This window comes from Pseudomonas sp. GW821-FHT05D12, from assembly GCF_059419825.1.
Genome location: NZ_JBWKSN010000005.1, coordinates 344779 through 370818, shown reverse-complemented (window position 1 = coordinate 370818; position 26040 = coordinate 344779). Strand labels below are relative to the sequence as shown.

The 26040-nt window shown below is 62.1% G+C and carries 26 protein-coding genes and 1 pseudogene; 11 read left to right on the top strand and 16 right to left on the bottom strand.

Annotation, left to right across the window (positions count from 1 at the left end; genetic code table 11):
• The first annotated feature begins 73 nt into the window (after positions 1-73).
• Entirely contained in the window at positions 74-739 is a 666-nt protein-coding gene (gene elbB / locus AC07SI_RS12015) for an isoprenoid biosynthesis glyoxalase ElbB (protein ID WP_106802322.1), read from the top strand.
• Positions 740-910: 171 nt separating this feature from the next.
• Here the strand turns inward: elbB and AC07SI_RS12010 are convergent, their stop codons facing one another.
• Together AC07SI_RS12010 and AC07SI_RS12005 are read right to left on the bottom strand one after the other, a co-directional pair.
• Positions 911-1366: a YaiI/YqxD family protein gene (locus AC07SI_RS12010; protein WP_065902390.1), complete on the bottom strand. Its 456-nt coding sequence runs from the start codon at positions 1364-1366 to the stop codon at positions 911-913.
• A gap of 2 nt (positions 1367-1368) precedes the next feature.
• Positions 1369-3264: an FTR1 family protein gene (locus AC07SI_RS12005; RefSeq protein WP_106802321.1), complete on the bottom strand. Its 1896-nt coding sequence runs from the start codon at positions 3262-3264 to the stop codon at positions 1369-1371.
• Between the two features lie 268 nt (positions 3265-3532).
• On the opposite strand from AC07SI_RS12005, the gene AC07SI_RS12000 reads away from it, so the two are divergent.
• Genes AC07SI_RS12000 through AC07SI_RS11985 form a run of 4 tightly spaced genes read left to right on the top strand, consistent with a single transcriptional unit; the run spans position 3533 to position 6676 of the window.
• Positions 3533-4930: a COG3014 family protein gene (locus AC07SI_RS12000; protein ID WP_065902394.1), complete on the top strand. Its 1398-nt coding sequence runs from the start codon at positions 3533-3535 to the stop codon at positions 4928-4930.
• Positions 4931-4940: 10 nt separating this feature from the next.
• Positions 4941-5312 (top strand): YcfL family putative periplasmic lipoprotein, encoded by a 372-nt coding sequence (locus tag AC07SI_RS11995; protein ID WP_008439304.1) that lies wholly within the window; start codon positions 4941-4943, stop codon positions 5310-5312.
• Between the two features lie 29 nt (positions 5313-5341).
• Positions 5342-5929: a penicillin-binding protein activator LpoB gene (gene lpoB, locus AC07SI_RS11990; RefSeq protein WP_015886479.1), complete on the top strand. Its 588-nt coding sequence runs from the start codon at positions 5342-5344 to the stop codon at positions 5927-5929.
• Positions 5930-5932: 3 nt separating this feature from the next.
• On the top strand, positions 5933-6676 hold the full coding sequence (locus tag AC07SI_RS11985; RefSeq protein WP_065902396.1) for a penicillin-binding protein activator LpoB: 744 nt from the start codon (positions 5933-5935) through the stop codon (positions 6674-6676).
• A 140-nt stretch (positions 6677-6816) separates the two neighbouring features.
• On the opposite strand, the gene AC07SI_RS11980 is transcribed toward AC07SI_RS11985, so the two are convergent.
• From AC07SI_RS11980 to AC07SI_RS11970, 3 genes are all read right to left on the bottom strand, one after another.
• Complete coding sequence (locus tag AC07SI_RS11980; RefSeq protein WP_315420477.1) at positions 6817-7449, bottom strand: LysE family transporter; 633 nt, start codon at positions 7447-7449, stop codon at positions 6817-6819.
• 88 nt (positions 7450-7537) lie between these two features.
• Positions 7538-8110, bottom strand: a complete 573-nt coding sequence (locus tag AC07SI_RS11975) for a mechanosensitive ion channel family protein (RefSeq protein ID WP_065902400.1) — start codon at positions 8108-8110, stop codon at positions 7538-7540.
• Positions 8110-10020, bottom strand: a complete 1911-nt coding sequence (locus AC07SI_RS11970) for an ATP-binding cassette domain-containing protein (RefSeq protein WP_495005783.1) — start codon at positions 10018-10020, stop codon at positions 8110-8112. Before AC07SI_RS11970 ends, AC07SI_RS11975 begins: the two co-directional genes overlap by 1 nt.
• Before the next feature lie 50 nt (positions 10021-10070).
• Between AC07SI_RS11970 and AC07SI_RS11965 the strand changes: the two genes are divergently transcribed.
• The gene (locus tag AC07SI_RS11965) at positions 10071-10538 is read left to right on the top strand and encodes a TIGR02444 family protein (RefSeq protein ID WP_065902404.1); all 468 of its coding nucleotides are present in this window, start codon (positions 10071-10073) and stop codon (positions 10536-10538) included.
• On the opposite strand, the gene AC07SI_RS11960 is transcribed toward AC07SI_RS11965, so the two are convergent.
• The gene (locus tag AC07SI_RS11960; RefSeq protein ID WP_495005782.1) at positions 10535-11752 is read right to left on the bottom strand and encodes an AlgP family protein; all 1218 of its coding nucleotides are present in this window, start codon (positions 11750-11752) and stop codon (positions 10535-10537) included. The two genes, AC07SI_RS11965 and AC07SI_RS11960, sit on opposite strands and share 4 nt — an antisense overlap.
• Positions 11753-11945: 193 nt before the next feature.
• Here AC07SI_RS11960 and AC07SI_RS11955 point away from each other — a divergent pair, with 193 nt between their 5' ends.
• Complete coding sequence (locus tag AC07SI_RS11955; RefSeq protein ID WP_065902408.1) at positions 11946-12623, top strand: FKBP-type peptidyl-prolyl cis-trans isomerase; 678 nt, start codon at positions 11946-11948, stop codon at positions 12621-12623.
• Between the two features lie 54 nt (positions 12624-12677).
• Here the strand turns inward: AC07SI_RS11955 and AC07SI_RS11950 are convergent, their stop codons facing one another.
• The 8 genes and pseudogenes from AC07SI_RS11950 to AC07SI_RS11915 form a co-directional block, all read right to left on the bottom strand.
• Positions 12678-13136 carry an Rsd/AlgQ family anti-sigma factor gene (locus tag AC07SI_RS11950; RefSeq protein ID WP_065902409.1) on the bottom strand — a complete coding sequence of 153 codons (459 nt, stop codon included), beginning with the start codon at positions 13134-13136 and terminating at the stop codon, positions 12678-12680.
• 210 nt (positions 13137-13346) lie between these two features.
• Positions 13347-13868, bottom strand: coding sequence for a disulfide bond formation protein B (locus tag AC07SI_RS11945; protein WP_065902411.1), 522 nt, complete (start codon positions 13866-13868; stop codon positions 13347-13349).
• 237 nt (positions 13869-14105) lie between these two features.
• Positions 14106-15347, bottom strand: coding sequence for a heme biosynthesis protein HemY (locus AC07SI_RS11940; protein WP_495005781.1), 1242 nt, complete (start codon positions 15345-15347; stop codon positions 14106-14108).
• A gap of 5 nt (positions 15348-15352) precedes the next feature.
• A complete protein-coding gene (locus tag AC07SI_RS11935; RefSeq protein WP_065902417.1) occupies positions 15353-16468 on the bottom strand; it encodes a uroporphyrinogen-III C-methyltransferase in 1116 nt (371 codons plus the stop codon).
• A gap of 38 nt (positions 16469-16506) precedes the next feature.
• Positions 16507-17256: a uroporphyrinogen-III synthase gene (locus tag AC07SI_RS11930; protein ID WP_495005780.1), complete on the bottom strand. Its 750-nt coding sequence runs from the start codon at positions 17254-17256 to the stop codon at positions 16507-16509.
• A complete protein-coding gene (gene hemC / locus AC07SI_RS11925; RefSeq protein WP_495005779.1) occupies positions 17253-18194 on the bottom strand; it encodes a hydroxymethylbilane synthase in 942 nt (313 codons plus the stop codon). Before hemC ends, AC07SI_RS11930 begins: the two co-directional genes overlap by 4 nt.
• 138 nt (positions 18195-18332) lie before the next feature.
• Positions 18333-19079 carry a LytR/AlgR family response regulator transcription factor gene (locus AC07SI_RS11920; protein WP_065902423.1) on the bottom strand — a complete coding sequence of 249 codons (747 nt, stop codon included), beginning with the start codon at positions 19077-19079 and terminating at the stop codon, positions 18333-18335.
• Positions 19076-19192: pseudogene (locus tag AC07SI_RS11915) on the bottom strand (sensor histidine kinase); the annotation flags it as partial. The pseudogene AC07SI_RS11915 and the gene AC07SI_RS11920, both read right to left, overlap by 4 nt.
• 389 nt (positions 19193-19581) lie before the next feature.
• Here AC07SI_RS11915 and argH point away from each other — a divergent pair.
• Positions 19582-20976: an argininosuccinate lyase gene (gene argH, locus AC07SI_RS11910; protein WP_034110688.1), complete on the top strand. Its 1395-nt coding sequence runs from the start codon at positions 19582-19584 to the stop codon at positions 20974-20976.
• A 92-nt stretch (positions 20977-21068) separates the two neighbouring features.
• Here argH and AC07SI_RS11905 read toward each other — a convergent pair whose 3' ends face one another.
• Positions 21069-21728 (bottom strand): glutathione S-transferase family protein, encoded by a 660-nt coding sequence (locus tag AC07SI_RS11905; RefSeq protein ID WP_495005778.1) that lies wholly within the window; start codon positions 21726-21728, stop codon positions 21069-21071.
• Between the two features lie 126 nt (positions 21729-21854).
• Here AC07SI_RS11905 and AC07SI_RS11900 point away from each other — a divergent pair, with 126 nt between their 5' ends.
• The 3 genes from AC07SI_RS11900 to AC07SI_RS11890 all read left to right on the top strand — a co-directional run bounded on the left by AC07SI_RS11900 (position 21855) and on the right by AC07SI_RS11890 (position 25588).
• Positions 21855-22139, top strand: coding sequence for a hypothetical protein (locus AC07SI_RS11900; protein ID WP_106802312.1), 285 nt, complete (start codon positions 21855-21857; stop codon positions 22137-22139).
• Positions 22140-22324: 185 nt separating this feature from the next.
• On the top strand, positions 22325-22579 hold the full coding sequence (locus AC07SI_RS11895; RefSeq protein ID WP_010207442.1) for a TIGR02647 family protein: 255 nt from the start codon (positions 22325-22327) through the stop codon (positions 22577-22579).
• Positions 22580-22747: 168 nt separating this feature from the next.
• A complete protein-coding gene (locus tag AC07SI_RS11890; RefSeq protein ID WP_495005777.1) occupies positions 22748-25588 on the top strand; it encodes a class I adenylate cyclase in 2841 nt (946 codons plus the stop codon).
• On the opposite strand, the gene rnk is transcribed toward AC07SI_RS11890, so the two are convergent.
• The gene (gene rnk / locus AC07SI_RS11885; RefSeq protein WP_010207444.1) at positions 25585-25998 is read right to left on the bottom strand and encodes a nucleoside diphosphate kinase regulator; all 414 of its coding nucleotides are present in this window, start codon (positions 25996-25998) and stop codon (positions 25585-25587) included. The two genes, AC07SI_RS11890 and rnk, sit on opposite strands and share 4 nt — an antisense overlap.
• Positions 25999-26040: the final 42 nt, after the last annotated feature.

Sequence of the window (26040 nt, the reverse complement as noted above, 5' to 3'; positions counted from 1 at the left end):
CGGCGCGAGATCCCATTGGCAACAGATGACAAATTAGTAGACATTTAACGCCAAGACCCCAGGAGAAATGCCCATGAGCAAAAAGATTGCAGTGATCCTTTCCGGCTGCGGCGTGTATGACGGCGCAGAGATCCACGAAAGCGTGATCACCCTGCTGCGCCTGGACCAGCGCGGCGCTCAGGTCCAATGTTTTGCCCCGGATATTGCGCAACTGCATGTGATCAACCACCTCACCGGTGAAGAGATGCCCGAATCACGCAATGTACTGGTGGAATCTGCCCGAATAGCCCGGGGCGAGGTGAAGGACATTCGCGACGCCAACGCCGACGAGTTCGACGCGTTGATCGTGCCCGGCGGATTTGGCGCGGCGAAAAACCTGTCGAACTTTGCCGTCGAAGGCGCCGGTTGCAGCGTCAACCCACAGGTGCTGGAGCTGGCCGAAGCCTTTGCCGAAGCGGGCAAGCCGGTGGGGCTGATCTGCATCTCCCCTGCCCTGGCCGCGAAGATCTACGGCCCTGGCGTGACCTGCACCATCGGCAACGATGCCGACACCGCCGCCGCCCTCGACAAGATGGGCGCCACCCATCACGAATGCACGGTGGAAGACATCGTCGAGGACAAGGCGCGCAAGCTGGTGAGCACACCGGCGTACATGCTGGGCAAGAACATCAGCGAGGTGGCGTCAGGCATCAACAAACTGGTGGATCGCGTGCTGGAGCTGACGCACGAGAACGACTGACCCGTTAATTGTGACGAGTGGGCTTGCCCTACGTTGGGGTGCGCAGCCGCCCCAGTACGGCACCGCGGTCATTCAGACACAACGGGGTGACTGGTTTCAGGGCGGCTTCGCCACCCAACGCGGGGCAAGCCCGCTCGCCACAGAAAACAAGCCCGTTTGCCACAAGGGGCGTCAGGCCTGGCGCATCAGCCGCGTCAGGAGGCGATCCAGCGCATTCGCAAACGCCTGTTTGTCCTTTTCCCCGTGGGGCGGTGGACCGCCGCCCATCTGGCCTTGCTCACGCAGATCAGTGAACAGGTTCCGCACCGCCAAGCGTTCACTCATGTTCGCCGGGCTGAACTCCTTGCCGCGCGGGTCCAGAGCCGTGACGCCCTTTTTCACCAACCGGTCGGCCAGGGGCACATCGCTGCAGATCACCAGTTCACCGGGCACCGCGTGCTCCACCAGGTAGTCGTCGGCCGCGTCCGGGCCGCTCGGCACCACGATCAATTTCACGCAAGCAAAGCTCGGCTTGATCTGGCTCTGCCCGGCCACCAGCACCACCTCGAACTGACGCTTTAAAGCGAACTTCACCACCTGGTCCTTGGCCGCCCGCGGGCAGGCATCTGCATCGATCCAGACGCGCATGCCTATGCCACCACTCGGCGCTTTTCGGCCAGGCGGCTGCGGCCGTACAGCACCGCAATCGCCAGGATTGCCACGGCCTGCGCACCCAGCGAGTACGCATCGGCGTGGATGCCCAGCCAGTCAAAGTCAAAGAACGCCACCGGCCGCGTGCCGAAGATGCCCGCTTCCTGCAACGCCTTCACGCCGTGCCCGGCAAACACCACCGACAGCGCGCACAGCAGCGCCGCGTTGATACCGAAGAACAGCGCCAGCGGCAACTTGGCCGAGCCGCGCAGGATCACCCAGGCCAGGCCCACCAACAGCACCAGCGCCGTGGCGCCACCGGCCAGCACGGCGTTGTGCCCAGCCGGGCCGGCCTGCAGCCACAGGGTTTCGTAGAACAGGATCACTTCGAACAGCTCGCGGTACACCGAGAAGAACGCCAGCATCGCGAAGCCGAAACGCCCGCCACCGCCGACCAGGCTGCTCTTGATGTAGTCCTGCCAGGCCGCTGCGTGGCGCCGGTCGTGCATCCACACGCCGAGCCACAGCACCATCACGCTGGCAAACAGCGCCGTGCAGCCTTCAAGCAATTCACGCTGGGCGCCGCTCACATCAATCACATACGCGGCCAGCGCCCAGGTGGCCAAGCCAGCCAACAGCGCCAGGCCCCAACCGACGTTGACGCTGCGCACCGCTGATTGCTGGCCGGTGTTACGCAGGAACGCGAGGATCGCGGCCAGCACCAGAATCGCTTCCAGCCCTTCACGCAGCAGGATCAGCAAACCGGAGATGTAGCTCAACGACCAACTCAGGCCATCGCTGCCGAGCAGACCGGCAGACTCCGTGAGCTTGCCCTTGGCCACGTCCAGGCGCTGTTGCACTTGCTCGATCGGCAAACCGTCCTGCAGCGACTGCCGATAGGCCATCAGGGCCTTCTCGGTGTCCTTGCGCACGTTGGCGTCGACGTTATCCAGCGAACTCTCCACCAGCTCGAAGCCTTCCAGGTACGCGGCTACCGACAGGTCGTAGGCCTGGTCGTGGTCGCCGTTGCGGAAGGCAGCGAGGCTCTTGTCCAGGGTCGCGGCGGTGTAGTCGAGCAACTGCGCCGGGCCCCGCTTGACCTGCGGCGGCTGTGCACGCTGGGCGCGAAAGGTCGCGGCAGCGGCTGGGCCGTTGGCGGCCAGCACTTCATTCGGGGTCTGGCGGGCCAGGTCGGCGAGGTTGAACGGTTGCTCGGTTTTCGCCGCAGCCGGGTCGGCAGTGAAGCCGGCGATGTAGGTGGCCAGGTCCCAGCGCTGGCGATCATCCAATTGGTCGGCGAAAGACGGCATATCCGTGCCTTCGACGCCCAGGCCGAGGGTGTTGTAGATCGCGTAGAGGCTCAGGCGATCCAGGCGCGCGGCATCGCGCAGGTTGGCCGGCGGTGGCGTCATGCCCACGCTGGCCGGGCCATCACCGGCGCCGGCCGTGCCATGGCACACAGAGCAATGCTGCGCGTACAGCGGTGCGCCGCGCGTGGGGTCGGGCGTGATCGCCGGCGCCTGGCTGACTTCATACGCCACCGCCAACTGGGCACCGAGCTGGCGCGCCTGGCGTGCAACTGCGCCGCCATCCTGGCGGGCGGTTACCGCGGCCAGGAGTTCATCGACACCCTTTACCAGCGCCGCGCGTTCCGGACGCTGCGGCAACTCTGCGACCAGGCCCTGCAACACGCCGAGAAATTCCAGCTGCTCACTGTATTCGGACTCATCGATGACCTTGCCCGCCTCCACCGTCGGTGGGTAGTCGGCGCCAATGTAGTCCAGCAAATGCAGGGCCTGGGGGGCGCCCTCGGCAGTCGCGGCCAACAGGTTGAAGCTGCACGACATCAGCGCCGGCAACAGCAGCCAGGCGAGAAAACGGAAGGGGGCAGTCATGAATGAATCTCAAAGGGAAATACGAAGTAACACATTGTTAAGCCTTAAAGGGTTTGACTCAAGGCGTTAGTGATTTGTCGTCTGCGAGGGCGGAAAATTTCAGCGGCGCAGTAGTGGCATCCACGTCGACTCATTCAAAGCAAAAAGCCATTGTTTTGCCAGTAATGGCGCTTATAATGCCGCGCCCTGTTAGTGCGAAAGGGAATTTCGTTCCTCGTTTTTATGAGGAATCATCACATTAGCTGAAGACTTTCAGGGAAGAAGTTGCATGGCATTTCGCGCCTTACCTCCGCTCGCGCTCGTGGCGGTGACCTTGCTGTCCGGTTGTTCGATGTTCCGCAGCTACGACACCGAGCTGCAAGCCACCAACCAGCAATTGGCCACTGGCAACGTCGACGGCGCCCTGACGCTGCTGGAAAAAAACAACAGCGGCGACGACAAGGACCTGCTGTATTTCTTCGAGAAAGGCGAGTTGCTGCGGGCCAAGGGCGACATCACCGGCAGCCAGACCGCCTGGCGCAGCGCCGACCTGCAAGTCTACAAGTGGGAAGAGTCGGTCAAGTTCGACAGCGAAAAGTACCTCTCCCAGTTCGGCAGCTTCCTGGTCAACGACAAGGTGCGTCGCTACGAAGGCTATGACTACGAAAAGGTCATGCTGACCACGCAGATGGCTCTGAACCTGCTGGCCCTGAACGACTTCGACGGCGCACGCACCGAAATCAAGAAGACCCACGAGCGCGAAGCCGTGATCGCCGACCTGCGCGACAAGGAATACCTCAAGCGTGAGGACGAAGCCCAGCGCGAAGGCGTGACCACCCAGATGAAAGACCTGCGCGGCTACCCGGTGGAGTCCCTCGACGCGCCGGAAGTGGTCGGCCTGAAAAACAGCTACCAAAGTGCGTTCAGCCATTACCTGGCCGGTTTCGTCTACGAAGCCCTGGGTGAAAAAGACCTGGCCGCGCCCGGCTATCGCAAGGCCGCCGAGCTGCGCCCCAACACCAAGCTGCTGGAACAAGCCCTGCTGGACCTGGACAAATCCAAGGTCGGCGCCGACGAAACCGACGTGCTGATCGTGGTCCAGAGCGGCCTGGCCCCCGCGCGCGACTCGATTCGCCTGCCGCTGCCGATCCCGATCAATGGCAACCTGGTGATCACCCCGCTGTCGTTCCCGGTGATCAAGGCCGACACCTCCACGGCAACCTTCGCCCAGATCGGCATCGACGGCCAGCAGCAGAACCTCACCGCGCTCAACAGCACCACGGCCATGTCCCGCCGTGCGCTGCGCGATGACATGCCCGGCATTATCCTGCGCACCACCGTGCGGGCAGTCACCCGTGGCGTGGCGCAAAACAACCTGAACAAGACCAACCCGATGGCGGGCCTGGTGCTGGGTATCGCCTCGGCCGTGACCGAAGGCGCCGATACCCGCACCTGGCGCACCCTGCCGGACATGACCCAAGTCACTCGCCTGCGCCTCAAGCATGGCGAACACCAGGTCAGCCTGCCCAACGCCCTGGGCGGCACGCTGGTGACGGTCAAGGCCGACCAGCGTTACCAGGTGATCACACTGCGCGTGGTCGGCAACCAGGTGTTCGCCGGCGGGCTTGCGGCCCATGTGGTGCCGAGCACGCCGCCCCAGGCCATTGCCACCCTCAAACAACCTTAAGGAGCACGCTATGCGTCATTTCATCCTCGGCGCCCTGGCGCTGGTCCTGCTCGCCGGCTGCGCCACCCCGCCGCCGCCGGAGCCTGGCAGCGCCGCGAGCAAAATCGTGGTGATGGGCAAGTTCAAGGGCATCGCCGTCGGCGCCATTCGCGTCGCGCGCGAGAATGGCTTCCTCACCGCCAAGGTGCAGTTGAGCAACATCACCAGCAGCAACCAGATGATGTATTACCGCTTCGCCTGGCTGGGCGCCGATGGCTTCCCGGTGGGCGACGAAGAAACCTGGAAAGTGCTGAACCTGTACGCCAACCAGGCAACCTTCCTGCCGGCCATCGCCAATTTGCCCCAGGCCGCTGACTTCCGTCTCGAAGTCAAAACCCCTTGAGCCGTCCACCCTTTTTGAGAGATTTCCCCATGTTTGCACGCTTCTCGATCCTCGCCGTGGTGGCCGTCCTGGCCAGCGGTTGCGCCAACACCTCGCCGGTACTGGGCGGCAAGAACATCAGCTACGGCGACACCAAGGCCGTGGAACTGGTGACCAACGAGTTCGGCTCCACCGACCTGCAGATGATCGCCGAAAGCATGACTCGCTCCCTGGCCCAGTCCGGCATCCTGCAGGGCCGCCCGGTGGTGCAGGTGTATGACGTGAAGAACAAGACCAGCGAATACATCGACACCCGCGAGATCACCACGTCGATCAAGACCCAGCTGATGAAAACCGGCACCGCGCGCTTCGCCAGCGACAACACCGACATGCAAAGCCAGGTCGACCAGCTCAAGTTGCAGAACCAGAGCGGCCTGTACAAGAAATCCACCGTGAGCAAGACCGGCAACATGGTCGCCGCCAAGTACCGCCTGGAAGGCTCGATCAGCTCCATCGTCAAGCGCAGCTCGGACTACAAGGACGTGTTCTACAAGTTCAGCCTGCAGCTGATTGACGTCGAGAGCGGCCTGGCCGAATGGATGGACGAAAAAGAAATCCGCAAGACTACGGAGCGCTAAGCAATGCGTGCATGGATCGGCATGATCGGCCTGCTGTGCGCCTTTGGCGCCTCGGCCGCCCCGAAGATCGCGGTGACCGACCTGGCCTATGAGGCGCGGGTCGAGGAATACATTCACCAGGTGTCGGCCAATAACAACTTCCAGGCCAGCGCTTACCACGCCAGCGGGTCCTCGAACTACAGCGAGTACGAAAGCCGTACCAGCTACATCGAGCAGACCGAGCTGCGCAAGTTCAGCGGTGATATCAAGGGCGAGATCCTCAAGTCCCGGCAGTTCCAGTTGGTGCAGGGCACGCCCTACACTGCCGACGCCAAGGGTGACGTCTACGACGTGATCAAGCGCATCAAGGCTGGTCACTTCAAGGGCGCGGACTATGTGCTGTTCGGCACCCTGTCGGACATCGACTTTACCCAGGACATCAATGCCCTGGACCACACCAACAGTTACTCGGCGGTGCTGGGCCTGACGCTGGTGGCGGATTTCAGCCTGATCAACACGCGCACCTACGAGATCACCTCGGCGTTCACCGCCATGGGCGAAGGCCAGGACACCAAGCTGGTCAACAACCGTGACGTACGCGTCAGCCTGAACCGACCACGCGTGGTTAAAGAGGTGTCGAAAGCCTTGGGTGAGGATGTTGCGCGGCAGCTGGCCGAACAACTGGGTGGTGGTTATCAGGAACAACCTGGGCAGCCGGCATTGCGCAATAACCTGCCACGGGATGAAGCGCCGAAGATCCTGCGCTGAATGAAAATCCTGCTACCGACATAAACCAATGTGGGAGCGGGCTTGCTCGCGAATGCGGTGGATCAGTCAATACATCTGGTGACTGACACTGCGCATTCGCGAGCAAGCCCGCTCCCACATTTTTGATTCGGTTTCGTCAGTTACGCCGTTGCGCGATGCAAGCTGGCGAGGAAACCCGCCGCTCCCACGAACAACCCGGCAAACGTGCGGTTCATGCGTTTCTGCTGCTTCGGTGTGCGCAACAGGCGCAACACTTTCGAGGCCAACCCGGTGTAGCCCGCCATCACGATCATGTCGACGCTGATCATGGTCGCGCCGAGGATCAGGTACTGGATCAGCAGCGGCGCCTGCGGGTTCACGAACTGCGGCAGTACCGCCAGCATGAACACCAAGGCCTTGGGGTTGCTGGCGTTGACCAGGAAACCACGGAACATCATCGCCATCGGCTTGCCGATCGGGCGTATCGCCGCGTCCTCGCTCATGTCCATGGGCAAGGCACGCCATTGCTTGATGGCCAGGTACACCAGGTAGGCCACGCCGAACCATTTGATCGCATAAAACGCGGTAGACGATGCCGCCAGAATCGCTCCCAGGCCACCCGCTACCACGGCAATCTGCATCGCCAGGCCCAGTTGCAGGCCGATGGCGTTCCAATAGCCGCGCAGGAAACCGTATTGCAGGCCGCTGGACATCGACGCGATGGCGCCGGCGCCGGGGGAAAGGGAGATGATCCAACTGGCCACGAAAAAGGCCAGCCATGTGTCGAGTGCCATTACACACCTCAGGGAAGAGTTAGCGGTTGTGCCTAAAGCTAACTCCGCCGACCAAAGGCTGGCTATAGATTTTTACAAGATGTGAATACTAGCGATCGCCGGGGAACACGTGAGTCCCTGGCCAACGCCGCACCGAGCGCTGGAAGAACAGGCTGTTGGGGACCTGCACCATCGCGCTGTCGGTGCCGGCTTCTGCCACTTCGACCAGCGTGGTGTAGAGCAGGTTGATCGCCACCACCCGGCCCTTCACGCCGGGTTTGTCGACGGTATCCACCAGCTCGACGATATCACCGAGGCGAAACGGCCCGACGGTGAAGATCAGAATCGCGCACAGCAGGTTGGAGAGCACCGACCACATGGCGAAGAACGCCACCGCCGCCACTGCCACGAACCCCGACAGCGCGGTCCACAACACCGTGGCCGACACTCCCAGGCGGCCCAGCACGAAGATCAGCGCACTGCCCATGATCAGCCAGCGCAAGCCGCCGCGCAGCGGCATCAGCAATTGCGGCGGCAGCGGGTAGCGTTCGCCCAGGCGCGTCAGCCCCTTGGCGACAAAGCGCTGGGCGAGGTAGCCGGCCAGCAGGATCAACAGGATTTGCACACCGATCCACACGGGCTCGACCCATTGCGTCGGTATCGGCAGCTGCAACGCTTCCATCAGGACAGCGCCTCCAGCTCCGCCTGCAGGGTTTCCAGCAACTCGAGGGCTTCCATCCAGGTTTCCTCCAGTTGCCCTTCACGCACCTTGAGCTTGGCCTGTTCGGCAAGCAGGTCGCGCAGCTCATCCTTGCGCGCAGCCTCATACACGGCGCTGTCGCCCAGGCTGGTCTCGATCTTGGCCAGGCGCTCGTGCACCTTGCCCAACTCGGCTTCCAGCTTGTCGGCTTCACGCTTGTGCGGCGCCAACTGTTGGCGCAACGCAGCAGCGGCCTGGCGTTGGGCTTTCTTGTCGGTCTTGTCCGGGTTGACCGGGGTGTTGCTGACCGGCGCGTTGCGCAGGCGGTAATCCGTCAGCCAGCGCGCGTAGTCGTCCAGGTCGCCGTCGAACTCTTCGACTTTGCCATCCGCCACCAGCAGGAAGTTGTCGGTGGTGCTCTTGAGCAAGTGGCGATCGTGAGACACCACCAATACCGCACCGCTGAACTCCTGCAAGGCCATGGTCAGCGCCAGGCGCATTTCCAGGTCCAGGTGGTTGGTCGGTTCGTCGAGCAGCAGCAGGTTCGGGCGATCCCAGGCGATCAAGGCCAGGGCCAGGCGGGCTTTTTCGCCGCCGGAGAAATTCAGCACCGGCTCATCGATGCGCGCGCCACGGAAGTCGAAACCGCCGAGGAAGTCGCGCAGGGTCTGCTCGCGCTCGGTCGGCGCCAGGCGCTGCAGGTGCAGCAACGGGCTGGCCTTGGAGTCGAGGGAGTCCAACTGATGCTGGGCGAAATAGCCCACTACCAGGTTCTCGCCACGGGTCAGGCGGCCGGCCAGGGGCTGCAACTCGCCGGACAGGTTCTTGATCAGCGTCGACTTGCCCGCACCGTTAGGCCCGAGCAAACCGATGCGTGCACCCGGCGTGAGCTGCAGCTTGACCTTCTCCAGGATGGTTTTGTCGCCATAACCCAGGCGTGCATCCGAAAGATCGAGCAGCGGGTTGGAGATTTTCACCGACTCACGGAACACGAAATCGAACGGCGAATCGACGTGGGCCGCCGACAGCTCTTCCATGCGCTCCAGGGCCTTGATCCGGCTCTGGGCCTGGCGGGCCTTGGTGGCCTGGGCCTTGAACCGGGCGATGTAGCTTTCCATGTGCGCACGTTGCGCCTGTTGCTTCTCGTAGGCCTGTTGCTGCTGGGCCAGGCGCTCGGCGCGCGCGCGTTCAAACGCAGTGTAGCCGCCCCGGTAGAGAGTGATTTTCTTCTGTTCGACGTGGGCGATATTGTCGACCACGGCATCGAGGAAATCCCGGTCGTGGGAAATCAGCAGCAAGGTGCCTGGGTAGCTCTTGAGGAAATCTTCCAGCCATAGGATCGCATCGAGGTCCAAGTGGTTGGTCGGTTCATCGAGCAGCAACAGGTCCGAGGGGCACATCAGCGCCTGGGCCAGGTTCAGGCGCATGCGCCAGCCGCCGGAGAAGTCGGCGACCGGGCGGTCCATCTGTTCGTTGGTGAAACCCAGCCCGGCGAGCATCTTGCGGGCGCGGGCGTCGGCCGTGTAGCCGTCGGCGCTGTCGAGTTCCGAGTGCAGGCGGGCCTGGGCCGCGCCGTCCTGGGCTTTCTCGGCTTCGGCCAGGTCATGTTGCACCTGGCGCAGGCGCAGGTCGCCATCGAGCACGTAGTCGATCGCGATGCGGTCCAGGGTGTCGATCTCCTGGCGCATGTGGGCGATGCGCCAGTCAGCCGGCAGCAGGCAGTCCCCGGAATCCGGGGTCAGCTCACCCAGCAACAAGGCGAACAACGTGGATTTGCCGGCGCCGTTGGCACCGATCAGGCCGGCTTTGTGACCGGCGTGCAGGGTCAGCTCGGCGTCTTCAAGAAGACGTTGCGGGCCACGCTGTAATGTTAGGCTTTGAAGTCGGATCATAATGGCGGCGGAGTCTACCAGCTTCGTTGGCCGCTGGCTTGGGTGTGAATATGTGCGCTGACCTGTGGAGCTTTGCCCTCTCGACTTACGCCCGCCCAGGGTGCGAAGCCGCTTGCCTGCGCATGCAGGCGCAAGGTGCAGATGTGTGCCTGTTGCTCTGCGGCGCGTGGCTGGAACGGCGCGCTGTAGCGCCGACACCCGAACGTATCCAGGCGCTGAAACAGATTGCCGGGCCCTGGCAGGCACAGGTGGTCGGACCGTTACGGCACGTGCGCACACAATGGCGGGCCATGGCGCAGCAGGATGAGGCAGTGGCGGCGTTACGCGAACGGGTCAAGGCCCTGGAACTGGATGCCGAACGCACGCTGCTCAAGCGCCTGGAAGCGCTGGCGCAAGCATGGCCGGGGGATGACGTGGCGGGGCAACCGCGATGGCTTGAAGGACTGGCGGCTGAGGATGCCGCCAACCTTGACCACAACGCGCTGCAGCAGCTGCGCGTCGCGGCCACCGGCGCTTAGGAAGCGCTGGTTGGGGTGGTGCTTGGCGCTACCGGTGCAGGAGTGCTGCTGGTCGGTGCGGTTGGAGCGCTGGACGCTGCGGTAGTCGCAGGTGCTGCCGGGGTCGCTGGCTTTGCCGGAGCTGGCTTGGCTGCAGCGGGTTTCGCAGCTGGCTTAGTGGCTGGCTTTGCAGCAGCAGGTTTAGCGGCTGGCTTGGCGGCTGGTTTTGCAGCAGCAGGTTTAGCAGCTGGCTTGGCGGCCGGTTTTGCAACAGCAGGTTTGGCAGCTGGCTTGGCGGCTGGTTTTGCAGCAGCGGTTTTAGCAGCTGGCTTGGCGGCTGGTTTTGCAGCAGCAGGTTTAGCGGCTGGCTTGGCCGCTGGTTTTGCAGCAGCAGGTTTGGCAGCTGGCTTGGCGGCTGGTTTTGCAGCAGCAGTTTTAGCAGCTGGTTTGGCGGCTGGTTTTGCAGCAGCAGTTTTGGCAACTGGCTTGACGGCTGGTTTTGCAGCAGCGGTTTTAGCAGCTGGCTTGGCGGCTGGTTTTGCAGCAGCGGTTTTAGCAGCTGGCTTGGCGGCTGGTTTCGCAGCAGCAGTTTTAGCAGCTGGCTTGGCGGCTGGTTTTGCAGCAGCGGTTTTAACAGCTGGCTTGGCGGCTGGTTTTGCAGCAGCAGTTTTAGCAGCGGGTTTGGCGGCTGGTTTTGCAGCAGCAGTTTTGGCAGCTGGCTTGGCGGCTGATTTTGCAGCAGCGGTTTTAGCAGCTGGCTTGGCGGCTGGTTTCGCAGCAACGGCCTTGCTTGCCGGCTTTTTCGCCGAGCTGGCGGCAACGGCTTTTGCAGGGGTACGAGCGCCCAGCACTTTAGCCACGGCTTCCTTCACACGACCAACGCCCTGGGCCAGTTTCAGGCTTTCCTGAGCATCTTTTTTGAGTTGGGAAATGTAAGTGCGGGTTTCAGCTTGGCGATCCTTGAGGGCGTCCAGCAAGTCCTCAAGTTCTTTGACAGCGTCTTTGGCCTTGGCTTGTGCCTTGGCCTTGCCGGCAGTCGCGGCGTCTTGCAGTTTGGTGCGGGATTTGTGCAGCTTTTCTTGCGCTTTACCGCGTTGTTTTTCCAGCTTGGCGAGCAGCTTTTCTGCATCGGCCAACGCTTGGGAACAGGCGCTTTCCAGGTGTTCGAGCAAGCTGCCCGAAAGTTGTTGGAGTAAATGCAACGGGGTATTAACAGGCTTCTGTTTGGCCGACATGGTTTACCTCCTGGCTGACGTGGGTGCGGCTCATACTAGCCCTCTGCTCTTACCGCCGCTAGGGCATGTTGACAGTATCGTTTGCCTTGCGTTGCAACGTACGAAAATTCTTATCGATATAACGAAAATGCGCGGCACTTTTTACGCTCCCACACTGGCATAATCCGTCGCACTTTCGGCGGGAGAAATGCTCATGTCGCGTTACCTTTTTCTTGTGCTTGGCCTGGCAATCTCGATGGCCAATGCGGGCGAGCAATCACCGGCGAAAACCACCGCGCAGGATCAACACGACCTCGCCTACAGCCTGGGTGCCAGCCTCGGCGAACGCCTGCGCCAGGAGGTTCCGGACTTGCAGATCCAGGCCTTGATCGACGGCCTCAAGCAGGCCTATCAAGGCAAACCGCTGGCGCTGGATAACGCGCGTATCGAGCAGCTTCTGGCCCAGCACGAAGCGCAAACCGAAGCGGACGCGCAGGCACCCCAGAGTGAAAAAGCACTGGCCGCCGAACAGCAATTTCTAGCCAAGGAAAAATCCGCAAAAGGTGTGCGCGAACTGGCGGATGGCATCCTGCTCACCGAGCTCACTGCCGGCACGGGCAACAAGCCATTGGCCAGTGATCAGGTGCAAGTGAAATACGTGGGACGCCTTCCCGACGGCACTGTGTTCGATCAGAGCACGCAGCCCCAATGGTTTCGCCTCGACAGCGTGATCAGCGGCTGGAGCAGCGCGCTGCAACAGATGCCAGTGGGCGCGAAATGGCGCCTGGTGATTCCGTCAGCCCAGGCTTATGGCGCCGACGGCGCCGGCGAGTTGATCCCGCCGTATACGCCGCTGGTGTTCGAGATCGAATTGCTCGGTACTCGTCACTGACCCAATAAAAAACGGTGCGCAATGCGCACCGTTTTTTTATCCCGCCAGCAAAGGTCAGGCCTGGGTGGCCGCCTCTTCCTTGTGGGCGTTGTGCAGCACTTCGATCAGGCAATCTTCCAATTCGAAACGCTCATGGAGGAGGCCACCCAGCTCCTTGAATTTTTCGGCGACACAATTACCGGCATCACACAGGTCGGTGAACGCGAGCAATTTTTCGGTGATCACATCGATACGTGGGTAAAGGGTCTCGGCTAATTCCAGACCACGCTGATCATCAAAAGCTTCCGCTTCTTTGGTCAGTTGCTCGTAGACACCGAAATGTCCAGCCGACACGTAGTCCACCAACACAGCGCAGAAATCCTGCAACGGTTCGCGGTTCTCAGCCAGTGCCTCGGGCTTGGCGCCGAGAGCATCAAAGGCCCGAACCAGTTCGTGACGTGCCTTCAACCAGCTGTCGATCAGCTTGTGCACCCCACCCCAGCGTTCCTGAGCATTCTGACAACTTTCCAGCATGATGATCTCTCTTCCCTATAGGGGCGCTGCTGCCTGGTGCCCGCGCAACACTTCAAGGATTAAAGCGGCAGCCGGACAAGGCCACATCTGACAAACGGTTTCATTAACGCGTGCGGGCCAGATTATGCCCGCATGACTGTGGCTTCAAGGTACGCAGGAGAGAAAGTTCATACAAGTGTTTAATCCCCTTCTGCAAAGTGTGACGGCCTTTCAGTGCCGAGCAGGACGCAAACGCTGGCTCGAAATCAGCCGCGAAAACTGCGTAGCGCCCAGGATCAGCATGCCCAGGAAGAACAGCAGGCTCCACTCGGGGAGGCTCAGGTCGAACAACGTCCAGTTGATATCAACGCAATCAACCGTGCCTTTGACGGCCGATTGCAATGCCTGCCACAGCGACAGGTTTTCGATCATGTATTGCAGGCTCGGCCAGCAGTCGCCAGCCTGGTCGGGTGCGGCATTTTGCAACAGTACCTGGCGCACGGCAGTGATGGCGCCGAGTAATGCGCAGCCCATGCTCGCCAAACCGTACAGGTAGATGGCAGAACGCTTGGGGCTGTAGAGCGCGGCGGCCAGGTTGATCAGCGTGAAGGCCGCCAGGAAGACCCTTTGCAACTGGCACAGGAAACAAGGCCGCAACGACGCGCCAAATTCCAGGTAGAAGGACGCACCCAACGTCAGCCCACCTGCCAGGAATGCAAGGAAAAACAAGGAACGTGAAGGGGCCAAAGACATGCTTTATCCGCACCGCGAAATATAGGTCAATACGGTAGAGGAAAGGCCCGACCCCTTTCAATACATGCTAGAGCAGACGATTCCGCAAGAGGATAAGGACAACCCGTCAGAGGATGGAAGACTTCAAACTATTGAACGTAGGAGCATGCCTATAAAGGCTCTAGCCAACGCGTTTGCGAGACATTGAAGGGTTGGCTATCAGATTTGTCTGAGCCAACCCTTGGATAACATCCTACTTCAAACTCGCGCAGGTACCGGCAGCGGTGACGCCAGCAAGCGGCTATCCAGCAGGCCCAGCCCCTCCTGGAACAGCTGGTTGCTGCGCTCGGTGTCGCCCAGTTGGGCCAGCAGCCGCGCCAGTTCGGCACAGGCTTCCGGATTGCGCTGTACCTGCAGGCTGCTCTCCAGGTAGTCACGCGCCTTGCCCCACAGGCTGTTTTGCAGGCACAAGCGGCCCAGTGTCAACAGCAGGCTGGCATCGCCGGGATGGTCCTTGAGCCAACCTTCGGCAAACTTCAACTGGCGGGCGGGATCACTGCCACGCAACAGGCCGTAGAGGCGGATCAGGTGGCTGTCGTAGCCGCGCTTGATTGCGCCACGCAGCGCTTCTTCGGCCTTCGCGTCGGCACCCAACTGACGCAACTGCTCGGCATAGGCCAGGACCAATTGCGGCTCCTGCCGCTGCGCAGAGGTGAGTTGTTGCCAGGCCCGCTCAAGTGACTGCAAGCCCGCTTCACCCTGGTCTTCGCGCTGTGCAGCCAGGCCCAGGTTTTCACCCCAGGCGCGGCGCTCGAGTTCGGCCAACTCGCTGGCAGGCAGCACCTTGTCCTTGCGCAGTTCCGGCAGCAGGCGGATCACTGATGACCAGTCGCCCCGCTGCTGATGCAGGCGCTGCAATTGACGCAACACCTGCGCGTTGTGCGGGTGACGTTCGTGCATCGCCTGCAAGGTGGTCAACGCGCCCTCCGTATCGCCTCGGTCCAGCTGCAGCTGCGCGTGGCTCAAGGCAACCGCCAGCTCGGCCTGGGGCTGACGCTCCAGGGCACGTTCCAGCAAGCCGTCAGCCTCTTCGTAGCGGCCTTGCTCATTGGCGGCACGAGCGGCGCCGAGGTAATACAGCAATGGCTGGCGCTCGGCTTCGGCGGCACGGTGCAAATGGCGCTCGGCGCTGGCCCAGCGGCCCTCGGCGAGGTCCATCTGGCCTTGCTCGATGGCAATCTGCACGCGGCGGCTGCGGTTACGCCGCGACCACGGGTTGACCACACCACCGGAGGTGGTCACCAGGCTCAACAACACGCGGATCAGGTAGATCGCCAGGCCGATGGCAAATACGGCCACCAAGGTGGCCCACAGGCTCGACTCGTAATGCAGCACATGCGGGTAGGTAATCAGCACGTAGCCGGTGTGCTTGGAAATGCCCACGGCCAGTGCCAGGGCGATCGCAATCGCCAGCACCAGGATCACATAGAAACGCTTCATCGGCTCTACTCCTGGGTTGCCGGCGTGCCCGCGGCCGCCTTGGCTTCGTCGGCAGACAGATGACGACGGTCAAGGTACGCCTGCACGGCGGCCAGGCTCGCGGCCAGGTCCGGGGTCACCACCGAGACGGCCTTGGGCTCAAGCTCGGCGATACGTGCCAGCATCGCCTTGCTTTGCGGGTTGTCCTGGTTGAAGTTGTCCTGCAGCACGCTGCGCGCCTCGCCCAGCGAGCGGCTGTAGACCGCCGACTCGCCATTGAGCGCGGCCCACTGTGCTTGCTCCAGGGCCAGGCTCAGGGCCAGGCGTACCTGATTCAGGCCTTGGCCGGCCAGCAACGGACGGATGTTGTCGTCAGGGTTGAAGTCGATGCGGAAGTACCGCGAAATCTGCTCCCACCACTGGCTCCAACGACTCTCGGTATCGGTGGTCGGGCGCCCTTGGGAAGCGGGATCGGTCAGTTGATATTCAGGGGCGATGGCCGCCAGTTGCACGACCTGGTCACGCAAGGCCGCCAATTGCAGGTACAGCCCGGTGCGGTCCGGCTGCTCAGTGCTGCGCAGCGCGGCCAGGCTCTTGGCCAATTGCTCGCGAGCGGCATACGAGCCCGGATCGCTTTGCTCGCGAAGGATCTCGTCGGCGCCCTGCACCAGCGACTGGGCACTGTTGATGTCTTGCAGGGCCGACAGGCGCAAGCTCGCCAGGCGAATCAAATGCTCGGCCTCAGCCAAACGCCAATCCTGGCGGCTGGCGCCCAGCACGGTTTCCAGCCGCTGACTCAAGCGTTGCTGGTCACCCTGCAGTTGCGCGACCAGACGGCGACGTTCCTCCAGCTCATCGGCACCTGGCAACTGGGCCAGGCGCGCCGCCAGCTGCTGCTGGCTTTGCTTGAGGGTCTGGGACTGGTCGTCGAGGGTCTGCACCTGCCCCAGCTGTTGCTGGCTGCTGGCTTGCAAGGCGCGGACCTGTACGATCCCCCAACCGCCTGCGGCAACGCCGGCAGCACCCAGCAGCAGGGCGACGATTGCCAGGCCATTGCCACGGCGCGGCGCGGTAACCGGTGACTCAGCCGGCGCATCGAGTGCGGGCTGGGTTTCATCTTTAGGCAAGGCTGTTTCGCTCACGTATCCGTCCTTTGCGTATCAGAGAGTGGGGGCGGCCGTCACAAGACACAGCTGCCCAACGCCACTAACAAAGCCGCGGCACTCGCGCCGCGACAATCCACCACTTTTTCTGCGCCTGCGGCCCGCGCCATCTCCTGGACTCGCGGACTGGGCACGAACAACGGAAGCCGGGCCACCTGAGACCAATCGGCGCCAGCCAGGGCCTGCAAGTGCAAGAAACCCTGCCCACTGCTGACCACCAGGCCGTTCAGGCGTTCCAACTGGATGCGTTGCATCAGTACTCCCGCCTGATAGTCCGGCAAGAAACGACGATACAACTCCAGATAGTCGACACTAGCACCTTGCTCACGCAAACGCTCAGCCAGCAACTCCCGGCCCCCCTCGCCGCGCAGGATCAACACCCGTGCATCCGGGCGCGCGATAGCCTCGCGCAACGCAGGCAATTGAAGCAAGGCCTCGCTGTCATCACCAGACTGGGGGTAGTCAACGTTTAGGCCGTGCTCGGCCAACACCTGCGCGGTGGCGCCGCCGACGCTGAACCATGGCAGCTGCGGCCAGGCTTGGGTCAGCTGTTGCACGGCAAGGCGCGCGGCCGGTTTGCTTACCACGATCACTGCGCAGTAACGGTCGAGGTGGCGGAACACGGCCTGCTGCTCGGGGGAAACAGCAAAGGGCTCGATGTCCAGCAAGGGTAAGCTGCTGCTGAAGACTCCGGCGTCTGATAATGCCAAAGCCAGGGCTGCTGATTCCTCGGCAGGCCGCGTCAGCAGCAGTCGCCATCCGGTCACTGCGGGCCGGCCTCGCCATAGACTTTTTGCAGGATGGCACCAGCGCCCTTGTCCAGCAGCTCTTCCGCCACCTGGATCCCCAGGACCGTGGCATCACGCTGCGGACCACGCACCTCGGCAGTCAACAGGGTGCCGCCATCCGGATCGCCTACCAAGCCACGCAGCCACAGATTGTCGCCTTCGAGCACGGCGTAGCAGGCAATCGGCACCTGGCAGCCGCCGTTGAGGTGCTTGTTCAAGGCGCGTTCGGCCGTGACGCGCACTTCGGTGTCGTGGTGGTCCAGGGGTTTGAGCAAGGCGTGAATTTCAGTGTCGGCGGTGCGGCATTCGATGCCCACTGCGCCTTGCCCACCGGCCGGCAGGCTGTCCTCGACACTGATGGCCGAGGTGATGCGGTCTTCGAAACCCAAGCGGATCAAGCCGGCCGCGGCGAGGATGATCGCGTCATATTCACCGGCATCCAGCTTGGCCAGGCGGGTGTTGACGTTGCCGCGCAGAAAACGAATCTGCAGGTCCGGGCGGCGAGTGAGCAACTGTGCCTGGCGACGCAGGCTGGACGTGCCGACGATGCTGCCCAGCGGCAGCTCATCCAACGACGCGTAGGTGTTGGAAACAAAGGCGTCGCGCGGGTCTTCACGCTCGCAGATGCAAAACAGGCCCAGGCCTTCAGGGAAATCCATGGGCACATCTTTCATCGAATGCACGGCGATGTCGGCTTCGTTTTCCAGCAGCGCGGTTTCCAGTTCCTTGACGAACAGGCCCTTGCCGCCGATCTTCGACAGCGGCGAGTCGAGCAGCTTGTCGCCGCGACTGACCATGGGCACCAGGGTCACCTTGAGGCCGGCATGGGCCTGCTCAAGGCGTGCTTTGACGTATTCGGCCTGCCACAAGGCCAAGGCGCTTTTACGGGTGGCGATGCGGATTTCGCGAGAGGACATGGATCAATCCGTACTGAATAGATACGGCAGATAATAACAGCTCAGGCAAATACGCTTTGATTTGAATCAGCAAGTGCGGGGCCTCCCTGGCCGCGTCGCACCGGGATAAAAGGTACAGGCATCGCCGCAGGCCCCAGGCTAAAGCTGTTGCATCATCTTGCGCACACCGGCGACATGGCGTCGGCTGACGATCAATGCATCGCCATTCAGCCCCTTGAGGAACAACTGGAAATGCCCCAGGGGTGTGCGCTGCAAGCGTTCGATTCGCTCGCGGGCCACCAGCGCGTTGCGGTGGATTCGCACGAAGCGGTCGCCGAATTCATCCTCAAGCGCCTTGAGCGGTTCATCGAGCAGCACTTCGCCGCCCTGGTGGCGCAGGGTCACGTACTTGTGATCGGCAATAAAATAGACCACCTCGCCCAGCGGAATCAGCTCGATGCCTTTGCGTGTGCGGGCGCTGATGTGGCTGCGTGGCCCGTTACCACTTTGGGCGGCGGGCTGGGTCAGTGCGGCGAGCTGGACACGATTGGGCCGCTCGGCCTTTTTCAGCGCCTTGAGCAACGCCTCGCCAGCCACGGGTTTGGTGAGGAAGCTGACACCGCTGGCTTCGAGCGTGTCGGCGGAAAACTCTTCCTGGGCCGCGCACAGCACCACGGCAGGTGGCGATTCTCGCTCACTCAGGCGGGCGGCAACTTGCAGGCCATCAAGGCCCGGCAGGCGGATATCGAGCAGCACCACATCGGGCTTGAGGCTGTCGATCAACGCCAACGCCTCCTCCCCGTTGGTGGCGCTCGGCTCAAGGACTGTATAACCCTCGAGTTCACTGACCAAACGGCTCAGTCGCTCGCGGGCTTGGGGTTCGTCATCAACGATCAGGACATTCATATTGCGCTGGATTCCTGCGTGAGTCTCGCACAAGGATAGCGTAGACAGGTGCGGTGACTTGCGTCACAGCGATCCACGCTAAGACTAGCGCGAGCGGCAAAAAGTGCCCCGACAGCGGCACCCATATTTACCCGGACCTGTTCAATAGCGCCCAAGACCTGCTGCCTGCGGGCACTGTCGTAGGGTTTGCTGATACACAATCCGAATACCCCCCTTTTTAATGGTTAGTCTGGGCTATGACCGCATCACCCGACTTTGGTGCATTCACACACTATCAGTCCAACTGTAGACGCTCACTGAGACGACATTGCTCAATCGTCAAATATCGTTTCAATAAACCCTTGTCCCAGTCTCTTCCCGGACGCGTTCGACGGCAAGGCACTTAGCCAGCTTTGCACAAATAAAAATGCCGACGACCCGCAGCACCGCCTCAACGGGCAACCCTGTTATTATCGCCGGCACACTTCCATGCCTCTTTATTAAGCAGATCACGAGCGAATCCATGAGCACCGACAAGACCAACCAGTCCTGGGGCGGCCGCTTCAGTGAACCCGTCGACGCCTTCGTCGCCCGCTTCACCGCCTCCGTCACCTTCGACCAGCGCCTGTACCGCCACGACATCATGGGCTCCATCGCCCACGCGACGATGCTGGCCAAGGTCGGCGTGCTGACCGACGCCGAGCGCGACAGCATCATCGACGGCCTGACCACGATTCGCGGCGAGATCGAAGCCGGTACGTTCGACTGGCGCGTCGACCTGGAAGACGTGCACATGAACATCGAGGCCCGCCTCACCGACCGCATCGGTGTGACCGGCAAGAAGCTGCACACCGGCCGCAGCCGCAACGATCAGGTGGCTACCGATATTCGCCTGTGGCTGCGTGACGAAATCGACCTGATCCTGTCCGAAATCACCCGCTTGCAAAAAGGTCTGCTGGAGCAGGCCGAGCGTGAATCGGACACCATCATGCCCGGCTTCACCCACCTGCAGACCGCACAGCCCGTGACCTTCGGCCACCACCTGCTGGCCTGGTTCGAGATGCTCAGCCGCGACTACGAGCGCCTGGTGGATTGCCGCAAGCGCGCCAACCGTATGCCGTTGGGCAGCGCCGCACTGGCCGGCACCACCTACCCGATCGACCGCGAATACACCGCGCAACTGCTGGGTTTTGACGCCGTGGGCGGCAACTCCCTGGACGGCGTGTCGGACCGTGACTTCGCCATCGAATTCTGCGCCGCCGCGAGCATCGCGATGATGCACCTGTCGCGCTTCTCCGAAGAGCTGGTGCTGTGGACCAGTGCGCAATTCCAGTTCATCGACCTGCCGGACCGCTTCTGCACCGGCAGCTCGATCATGCCGCAAAAGAAAAACCCCGACGTGCCCGAGCTGGTACGCGGCAAAAGCGGCCGCGTGTTCGGCGCGCTGATGGGCCTGCTGACCCTGATGAAAGGCCAGCCGCTGGCCTACAACAAGGACAACCAGGAAGACAAGGAACCGCTGTTCGACGCCGCCGATACACTGCGCGACTCGTTGCGCGCGTTTGCCGACATGATCCCTGCGATCAAGCCCAAGCACGCGATCATGCGTGAAGCGGCGTTGCGCGGGTTCTCCACCGCGACTGACCTCGCGGACTACCTGGTGCGCCGTGGCCTGCCGTTCCGTGACTGCCACGAAATCGTCGGCCACGCCGTGAAGTACGGCGTGGACACCGGCAAGGACCTGGCGGAAATGAGCCTGGAAGAGCTGCGTCAGTTCAGCGACCAGATCGAGCAGGACGTGTTCGCGGTACTGACCCTGGAAGGGTCGGTGAATGCCCGTAACCACGTGGGCGGCACTGCACCGGCGCAGGTGAAGGCTGCCGTCGCGCGCGGCCAGGCCCTGCTCGCCAGCCGCTAAGCACTCGCTTGCCGGCGATGAGGTCCTTGAGATCGCAGTTGATCTTGAGGCCGCCATCGCCGGCAATCCGGCTCCTACAAGTGTGAGAATCGCTATTTCTTCGCCGCCACCATGGCCATGAACGCCGGCATCGCCGCTTCCCTGTCCGCCGCCACCTTCTGCGCGTTGGGCATCCCGTGCAAACGTTCCAGCAACGCTTTAGCTTTCGGCATCTCAGCCAGCAGATCCAGGCCAAACAGCTTCTCGCCCACCGCGCAGGCGAGGTTCACGCTGTACATGAAATACAGATCCGCAATCGTGAAGCTCTCCCCCGCCACAAACGGCGCGAATTTACCGTGCCGGCCTAATGAGCCAACCCCGAGCAACAGCTCCGCCTTGGATTTTTCCTTGGTCGCCTCCGGCACCGGCATGCCGAAAAAGGCTTCGGCGAAACAGGCGCGAGCCGGCAATTCGATATACAGCTCGATTTCTCGGCACAGCGCCAGCACTTGGGCGCGCTGGAACGGATCGGCCGGGAGCAGCGAAGGCCCTTCCTGGGTTTGCTCGATGTATTCGAGGATCACGCTGGTTTCGTTGATAAAGCCCTGCTTCACGCCCAGCACCGGGACCTTGCCGCGCGGGCTGACCGCCAGGGCTTCAGGGGTTTGCCCGGCGTAAAAAGGCACCTCTTCGAAAGGCAGCCCCTTCTCCAGCAACGCCAGCTTGACCATGTTGTAGTAGTTGCTGACCGAGAATCCGTAGAGCTTGAGCATTGCGATTGCCTCCAGGCCGGGAATGGGGTTGGCTGCAAGCGTTATAGCTCCCCGGGCCTGGCCTTGCCAGCAGCATCAACCGCTTGAATGGGGGTAGACTGGCGCCCTTTCCTACAGGAGCCTGCCATGAGCGAGCCGACCGATATCGACAGCGACGAAGAAGAGTTCACCGAAAGTACGCTGACCCAGGCCATCGAAAACCAGATCGAAAGCGACAACCCGCCTGCCGCCAAAGCCACCTTCAACAAGCTGACGCTGGTGGGCTATGAGCGCGACGACATTCTGAATCTCATGGCCCATGTACTGGCCGTGGAAATCGACAAGATGCTCGAAGAAGACCGCGCATTCGATACCGAATGGTACGAAACAGCGCTGCGGGCACTGCCAGAGCTGCCTCCGGAAAACAACTAAGTCACCAGACCTGGCAGGAGCCGGCCTGCGCGCGAAAACCGCCAACGCCAACACGAGCAGCCTGAATTTACGCGGCGCTCTCAGGTTTTTCGCGAGCGCGCTTGCTCCTACTGGACAGCCCGGCAAAGTGCGTTCACCTTATGCCCTGCTAGCCTCTAATAAATTTTAGAAAGTCTGGAGTCCTTATGTCGTATACCCCTGAGTTGGTTGCCGAACTGGAAATCCTTGTACTCTTCCCCTTGGACAGCACCAAGGAAGGTCTGAAAGTCCACCAGACCGCCGCTCCCACTGCCATCGCCGCTGCCAAACGCCTTCATGCGAAAGGACTTATCGACCAGCCAGACGGGGGCTACCTGACCAGCCTTGGCCGGGACGCTGCAGAGCAGGCTCAAACGCTGCTGACCATCCTCACCACTGCCACCACCAAAGAAGCTGCCTGATCCCTGAGACCGCCCATGGAGTCCGCGCTCTGCGGATTCCGGGGGCGTTGCCGTGGACGCCACAAAATTCTGGCGCCAAAAACAATTTCCCTCTAAACCTCCTACGCTACTGGCTGTAAACTCCGACACGGCCGCCCACGTTGGGCCCTGCGAGCCAACGAATTCGACATGACCCGCACCCACGAAATCCGCCCCGACCTGGACGAAGGCATTGACCGCAAGGTACTGGCCCAACTGCGCGCGCGTTTCATGGCCCTCAACGAAGGCCGCATGGCCCGGGCCGTCGAGGGGCTGACGCCACGCCAGCAAAGCGTGCTGACCCTGTTGCCGCTGTTCTTTCACGTCAATCACCCGCTGCTGCCAGGCTATGTCTCGGGCAGCACGCCTGCGGGGCTCTCAAATTTCGAACCCGACGCCCAAGCCCTGACCGAAGCCCAGCGTCTGACTCGCTCGTTCTCCTACAAGCCACGCCATGGCAACCCGCCACGGCCGATTCATGGATTGTTCCTGATGGGCAGCCTCGGCACCCTGGCCCAGGCGGATCAGAGCGATATGGACGTGTGGGTGTGCCATGCGCCGGACCTCGGCGAAGCCGAGCTGGTCGAACTGCGCAAAAAATGCCAGCTGCTGGAAGCCTGGGCCCTGAGCATGGGCGCCGAAGCACACTTCTTCCTGATCGAGCCGACGCGCTTTGTGCTCGGCGAGCGCGACACGCAACTGAGCTCCGACGACTGCGGCACCACCCAGCATTACCTGTTGCTGGACGAGTTCTACCGCACCGCCATCTGGCTGGCCGGGCGCACGCCGATCTGGTGGCTGGTGCCGGTGTACGAAGAAACCCGCTATGCCGAGTTCACCCATACGCTGATTTCCAAGCGCTTTATCCGCGCCGATGAAACCCTCGACCTCGGCCACCTGGCGCACATTCCCCCGGGCGAATTCATCGGCGCCGGGCTGTGGCAGCTGTTCAAGGGCATCGAGTCACCCTACAAGTCGGTGCTCAAGCTGCTGCTGACCGAGGTCTACGCCAGCGAGCACCCGAACGTGCAGTGCTTGAGCCTGCGCTTCAAGCGCGCGGTGTTCGCCAACCAGATGGACCTGGATGAGCTCGACCCGTACATCGTGGTCTACCGTCGCATCGAGGAATACCTCAAGGCCCGTCACGAGCCGGAACGCCTGGAACTGGTACGGCGGGCGCTGTACCTGAAGGTCAACCGCAAGCTGACCGTCGGCCAGCGCGCGACCAGTTGGCAGCGGCTGTTGCTGGAGCGCCTGGCGCATGAGTGGGGCTGGGACCAACGCCAGCTGGCGCTGCTGGACAGCCGCAGCCAGTGGAAAGTACGCCAGGTGGCGTCCGAGCGCCGCGCCCTGGTCAACGAGCTGAACTACAGCTATCGCTTCCTGACCCAGTTCGCCCGCACCGAACAGACCGTCAGCCTGATCAACAAGCGCGACCTCAATGTGCTGGGCCGGCGCCTGTATGCCGCCTTCGAACGCAAGGCCGGCAAGGTCGAATTCATCAACCCCGGCATCGCCCCGGACCTGGCCGAAGACACCCTCACCCTGGTGCAATCGCCCAATCGCAAGGAGCCGGGCCAGCACCATTGGGGCTTGTACAACGGCAACCTCACGGCCCTGGAATGGGAACACTTCGCGCCGATCAAGCGCAGCCGTGACCTGCTGGAAATGCTCACCTGGTGTCACCGCAACGGCGTGATCGACAGCAGCACCCGCCTGGCGCTGCATCCAGGCGTCAGCGACATGACCGAGTTCGAGCTGTTCAACCTGCTCGGCAGCCTGCAACAGACCATCGCCCTGCCGCTGGCCAGCGTCGATGAGGAACGCCTGCTGCGCTCGGCGGTGCCCGAGGAGGTGTTGTTGCTGATCAACGTCGGCGTCGACCCGCTCAAGCATCACCGCGACCTGAATATCCTGATGACCACCGAGCGTACCGACTCGCTGAGTTATGCCGGGGTGCGCGACAACCTGGTGCTGACCCTGGACCAGGTCACGCTCAATAGCTGGAACGAGGTGATGGTCAGTCGTTACGACGGCCCCCATGCGCTGCTCGACTGCCTGCGCGACTACCTCAACCAACTGCCGGCCGACCATCTGCCGCGGTTGCGGGTGCGCTGTTTCTGTCACAACCGTGCGCAGTTCATTGCCCAGCGCGTCGAAGAAATCTTCGATACCGCGCAGAACCTGCTGCTCGGCCAGGGCAATCACCGCTACCTGCTCCAGGTACAGCAGCACTATCACGTGATGGAGTTGACGCCGGGCCAGGCCACCCATGTGTCGTTGGCAACCCAGGACGCGCTGATTGCCTACCTCAGCGAAGAACTGGCCAGCTACAGCCCGCTGCACCTGGACGCCATGGCCCTGGAAGACCACGACCTGGCTTTGTTGCTGCCGATGGGCATGGCCGATTGCGTGCAGGTGTTCTACCGGGTCAACGAGGGTTTCGCCGAGCTGTATGTGCTGGATGAGTTCAACGCGCTCTGGCAGCAACGCTTGCCGTTCCATGATGAGCAGAGCTTGTTGGCGCCGTTGCAGCGCTTCCTGCAATCGATCATTTATCGCCGGGATGCGCTGTCACCGCTGGACCCGCAACAACCGCTGGGCGAGGTGCAAATCTTTTATTACCAGCTGTTGCCGTCAGGCAGCAGTCGCGCACGCGGCATCGAGCCGCGGCCGGCACCGCAAAACCCGACAAACAAACCGTTTTATGACGTGCAGGCGATTATTGGCAAGGCGGCGCCCGGCCAAGTGGGCATTACCCTGTACTGCAATCAGCGGGAGTTTTGCGAACTGGAGTTTGGCGACCAGCTGTTTGCAGTGGTCGCCCAGGAGATTGTCGGGCAACGTCGGGAAGCCGAACGTTACCGCTGCTACATCACCGACCTGGACCTGTCGGGCCTGCTCGGTGATGTACAGAGCCCGAGCAATTTGTACCTGCGCTACAAGGCCGAGCTGGAGCTGTCGCTCAATGCGGCGCTGAGCCAGATTTAGAGAGGAAAGGCGCCGCCATCCTTGGGCTGGCCTTCAACGCTGAGCAATTCGAGCTTGAGCGTCTTGCCGCCTGGTGCTGGCCAGTCGATATGCTGGCCCACCTGCAGGCCGAGCAACGCGCTGCCGACCGGCGCCAGGATCGAGATCTTGCCTTCGTCGGCGTTGGCGTCCTTGGGGTAGACCAGGGTCAGGTGGTAGTCCTTGCCGCTGCCTTGCTCACGGCAATGCACGCTGGAGTTCATGGTCACGACACCCGCAGGCACTTCATCGTGACCGACCACGTCTTCGGCGCGGTCGAGTTCGGCTTGCAACGCTTCGACGCCGGGAGACTCGTCGCCCAAGCGGTCGATCAGTTGCTCCAGACGCTGCACGTCAAGACGGGTAAGAATGATGGACGGTGCGGTGGTCATGATTCAGGCAGACTCCTTTTTTCTGCACAAAAAAGCAAAACC

What these genes read in the sequence shown, in the direction of transcription:
- AC07SI_RS12005 (WP_106802321.1), bottom strand. Translation starts at nt 3,264, where the DNA reads ATGACTGCCCCCTTCCGTTTTCTCGCCTGGCTGCTGTTGCCGGCGCTG.
- hemC (WP_495005779.1), bottom strand. Translation starts at nt 18,194, where the DNA reads ATGTCCTCTCGCGAAATCCGCATCGCCACCCGTAAAAGCGCCTTGGCC.
- rnk (WP_010207444.1), bottom strand. Translation starts at nt 25,998, where the DNA reads ATGACCACCGCACCGTCCATCATTCTTACCCGTCTTGACGTGCAGCGT.
- AC07SI_RS11920 (WP_065902423.1), bottom strand. Translation starts at nt 19,079, where the DNA reads ATGAATGTCCTGATCGTTGATGACGAACCCCAAGCCCGCGAGCGACTG.
- AC07SI_RS11960 (WP_495005782.1), bottom strand. Translation starts at nt 11,752, where the DNA reads ATGTCGGCCAAACAGAAGCCTGTTAATACCCCGTTGCATTTACTCCAA.
- AC07SI_RS11985 (WP_065902396.1), top strand. Translation starts at nt 5,933, where the DNA reads ATGCGTGCATGGATCGGCATGATCGGCCTGCTGTGCGCCTTTGGCGCC.
- argH (WP_034110688.1), top strand. Translation starts at nt 19,582, where the DNA reads ATGAGCACCGACAAGACCAACCAGTCCTGGGGCGGCCGCTTCAGTGAA.
- AC07SI_RS11900 (WP_106802312.1), top strand. Translation starts at nt 21,855, where the DNA reads ATGAGCGAGCCGACCGATATCGACAGCGACGAAGAAGAGTTCACCGAA.
- AC07SI_RS11950 (WP_065902409.1), bottom strand. Translation starts at nt 13,136, where the DNA reads ATGCTGGAAAGTTGTCAGAATGCTCAGGAACGCTGGGGTGGGGTGCAC.
- AC07SI_RS11895 (WP_010207442.1), top strand. Translation starts at nt 22,325, where the DNA reads ATGTCGTATACCCCTGAGTTGGTTGCCGAACTGGAAATCCTTGTACTC.
- AC07SI_RS11965 (WP_065902404.1), top strand. Translation starts at nt 10,071, where the DNA reads ATGTGCGCTGACCTGTGGAGCTTTGCCCTCTCGACTTACGCCCGCCCA.
- AC07SI_RS11975 (WP_065902400.1), bottom strand. Translation starts at nt 8,110, where the DNA reads ATGGAAGCGTTGCAGCTGCCGATACCGACGCAATGGGTCGAGCCCGTG.
- elbB (WP_106802322.1), top strand. Translation starts at nt 74, where the DNA reads ATGAGCAAAAAGATTGCAGTGATCCTTTCCGGCTGCGGCGTGTATGAC.
- AC07SI_RS11940 (WP_495005781.1), bottom strand. Translation starts at nt 15,347, where the DNA reads ATGAAGCGTTTCTATGTGATCCTGGTGCTGGCGATTGCGATCGCCCTG.
- AC07SI_RS11955 (WP_065902408.1), top strand. Translation starts at nt 11,946, where the DNA reads ATGTCGCGTTACCTTTTTCTTGTGCTTGGCCTGGCAATCTCGATGGCC.
- AC07SI_RS11995 (WP_008439304.1), top strand. Translation starts at nt 4,941, where the DNA reads ATGCGTCATTTCATCCTCGGCGCCCTGGCGCTGGTCCTGCTCGCCGGC.
- AC07SI_RS11980 (WP_315420477.1), bottom strand. Translation starts at nt 7,449, where the DNA reads ATGGCACTCGACACATGGCTGGCCTTTTTCGTGGCCAGTTGGATCATC.
- AC07SI_RS11905 (WP_495005778.1), bottom strand. Translation starts at nt 21,728, where the DNA reads ATGCTCAAGCTCTACGGATTCTCGGTCAGCAACTACTACAACATGGTC.
- lpoB (WP_015886479.1), top strand. Translation starts at nt 5,342, where the DNA reads ATGTTTGCACGCTTCTCGATCCTCGCCGTGGTGGCCGTCCTGGCCAGC.
- AC07SI_RS11945 (WP_065902411.1), bottom strand. Translation starts at nt 13,868, where the DNA reads ATGTCTTTGGCCCCTTCACGTTCCTTGTTTTTCCTTGCATTCCTGGCA.
- AC07SI_RS12000 (WP_065902394.1), top strand. Translation starts at nt 3,533, where the DNA reads ATGGCATTTCGCGCCTTACCTCCGCTCGCGCTCGTGGCGGTGACCTTG.
- AC07SI_RS12010 (WP_065902390.1), bottom strand. Translation starts at nt 1,366, where the DNA reads ATGCGCGTCTGGATCGATGCAGATGCCTGCCCGCGGGCGGCCAAGGAC.
- AC07SI_RS11970 (WP_495005783.1), bottom strand. Translation starts at nt 10,020, where the DNA reads ATGATCCGACTTCAAAGCCTAACATTACAGCGTGGCCCGCAACGTCTT.
- AC07SI_RS11890 (WP_495005777.1), top strand. Translation starts at nt 22,748, where the DNA reads ATGACCCGCACCCACGAAATCCGCCCCGACCTGGACGAAGGCATTGAC.